The 2,495-nt window shown below is 62.4% G+C and carries 2 protein-coding genes and 3 pseudogenes; 1 reads left to right on the top strand and 4 read right to left on the bottom strand.

Features of this window, described 5'->3' with window-relative positions:
- Positions 1–85: pseudogene (locus ABTX78_RS36055) on the top strand (IS5/IS1182 family transposase); the annotation flags it as partial.
- A gap of 56 nt (positions 86–141) precedes the next feature.
- On the opposite strand, the pseudogene ABTX78_RS36050 reads toward ABTX78_RS36055, so the two are convergent.
- The 4 genes and pseudogenes from ABTX78_RS36050 to ABTX78_RS36240 form a co-directional block, all read right to left on the bottom strand.
- Positions 142–674: pseudogene (locus ABTX78_RS36050) on the bottom strand (SMI1/KNR4 family protein).
- 34 nt (positions 675–708) lie between these two features.
- Entirely contained in the window at positions 709–1,140 is a 432-nt protein-coding gene (locus tag ABTX78_RS36045; RefSeq protein ID WP_352210975.1) for an SMI1/KNR4 family protein, read from the bottom strand.
- A 429-nt stretch (positions 1,141–1,569) separates the two neighbouring features.
- Positions 1,570–1,908, bottom strand: a pseudogene (locus ABTX78_RS36245) (RHS repeat-associated core domain-containing protein); the annotation flags it as partial.
- A 207-nt stretch (positions 1,909–2,115) separates the two neighbouring features.
- Positions 2,116–2,495 (bottom strand): hypothetical protein (locus tag ABTX78_RS36240; RefSeq protein WP_502994067.1); only part of this gene is annotated, 380 nt, incomplete at its 5' end.

Genomic DNA, 2,495 nt, shown 5'->3' with positions numbered 1-2,495 from the left:
TCGGCGGGCCAGATGCTCCACTCGTCGCATCGGCACCATCGTCCAGGCCATCCACACCCTCATGACCTGCACGTATTCAGGATGAAAGAGGTTCAGTCGTCCCCATAAACAGCACAGCGATCACACTCCAGGCCACGACCGCTATGCCCCACCCCTTAGGGGCGTGCCCGGCATCAGGGAGGTGCCCGGCCGGGTGCCGAAGGGCATCGCGCCGTTCTCGTCGATCAGCCAGACGTGACCGCGCTGCGGGCCGGTGACGATCAGGTGCACATGCCGCAGCCGTCGGTGCCCAGCAGCAGTGAGCCGTGGTCGAACACGGAGTCCATCAGGTCTTCGAACTCCTGCTCAGACAGCGCCGCCTCGCCGCCCTCCGCCTCCCACAGCCATGCCGCCGTGAGCGGAAAAGGCTCGGCAAGCAGGCGCTCTGGGCGGTCCGAGCCCCAGTCCGAGGGCATTTGCGCGAGGGGCAGCAGACCGTAGTAGGGCGGTCCCGCACGCAGTCCGTCGCAGATCTCCGCCACGAATGTGCGGTACGGCACCAGGAGCAAGATGCCGTGCTCCGCCTCGAAGGACCGCACCGCCTCCGATCCGACTGGCGGCACCACCTCGGGACGGGACGCGAAGATCTCGCGGAGGGCGGCCAACTCGACTGGGTCGCAGGCTTCCGTGTTCATGCAAGATCCGAAAGAGACGGCCTAGTAGATTTTCTCAGCGGTACCAGTTCTCTCCTGCGCTCTCGAGAGCATTGCGCAGATACGCCTCGAGAGCGGGCGCCACCCAGGTGCGGCTGTCGTTCTCGTGGTCCCACACGAACACGTCGACCCGCTCCGGAGATCGAGGAAAGGCGAACTGATCACCGCCCCCGTTGTCACCAAAGAACATCAGAGAGTCGAAAGGCATGTACAGGTGACGAAATGAGTCATTCGACCTGAACTGCTGGTTGCTGTCGCGGATCTTCGCCGCGGTCCAGATGACATCGGTTCCGTCTTCGTCCATAACGCCGTTGGACTCGAGAAGCAGCTCACGCAGAGGGTCGGGCAGTGTCTGACCCAGCGCTTGTTCTAGTTCCCGCAGCTCTTCTGGAGTTGTCGGATCCTGCAGTTCCGTACCGTCGTACTGCTCTACGAGCTCACGCCACATTCTTCCTCCTAGGAAATCGCACACATAGGGCTATCGGATTCTCGGGCTGAACCAGTTTCCCAGCCTATCGTCAACCTTCGTCGCGTGATCGAGCACCTCTTGGCGAGTGGGGTTGGGGTGGGACTCGTAGAATCTGTTCCACTCGACGCGTATTTCACTCAGGTGGACCCTGCTGTTGATGTCACCCTTGGGGATGCCACGCAGATTCTCTAGGGAGTGGATTTCTTCGGGCCTGAACAAACCTGGGTATCTGTTGAGAACCTGCTGCTCGATCGCATGGTGAACGACAACTTTGCCCTTGAGCTCTGGGTGCTCCGCGAAGAACGTCTTCTTGTACGAGAAGTTCTGCGCAGTTCCCACGCTGGCCTCGGTGCGCCGGGGCAGCTCTTTGCCCAGGACTGTTTCTTGTTTGGACGCAGCGATCTTGGCGGCGTCCTCGCCGGGGATCAGACCAAGCGGGTCGGTCCCGGTCAGAGGGTTGGGGACATAGGCCGAAGGGTTGGGCGATGCAGCAAGGCCGAGGGGGTCCTGGCTGGTGTAGCAGGCTGTCTCGGGGTCGTAGTAGCGGTGGTAGTTGTAGTGCAACCCTGTCTCAAGGTCGGCGTACTGGCCCGGGAACCGCAATGGGGTGTAGGTGCTGCTGTTCGTGGCCCATGCGGTGAGCCCCCAAATGGTGGCGCGAGCCCGCCAGGCACGGCGGCCGTATTCGTCGATCAACGCCGTCGGAGTTCCTACAAGATCGGTGACGATGGCGAAGAACCGCCGGTCGAACTCCTGCTGGGAGTCCTTCTCGTCCATGATCCGTTCGAGCTGCAGCAGCGGCTGGAGCCCATCGTGGTCCCAGATGATGGTGACCGGGTGAGGCAGGCCGGTAGCGTCGGTGGTCTGCTCGCAAACGACCGACCCGTCCCACGTAAAGGTCACCTGCTCTGCGAGAGTCTGCCCGTCGTCGCTCAGTAGCTGCTTCGCGAAACGTCAGCCGAGTCCGTCATACACATAACGCCACGTCGAACCGTCAGGCGTGGTCACGGAGACGAGACGGTCCTCAGCGTCCCACACGTAGCGCCACGTCTCCGGCTTGCGGGACAGTCGCTTCTTCTGCCGTAGGACAACCCGTCCTTGAGCATCGTGCTCGTAACGCACGGCTCCACAGCTCTTCACGAGTGTGCCGTTGTAGGCGCGGTCTCCGGTCGCCTCTGCTGCTGCGTGCGTTTGCGGCCACTGGGCTGACTCAACGCTCCCTGTGGCGCTGTAGCTGTACTGAGAAGCCATCCGCTTTCCGATCAGCGGGCTTGCCTGGTCGAACAGGGTTCCTGATCGGGTGATCGTGGTGCGGTCGGCGCATGAAGGCAGGG

Origin of the sequence: Streptomyces sp. NPDC096193 (assembly GCF_040302905.1) — a bacterium.
GTDB lineage: Bacteria > Actinomycetota > Actinomycetes > Streptomycetales > Streptomycetaceae > Streptomyces.
This window is presented reverse-complemented; position numbering and strand designations above follow the sequence as displayed.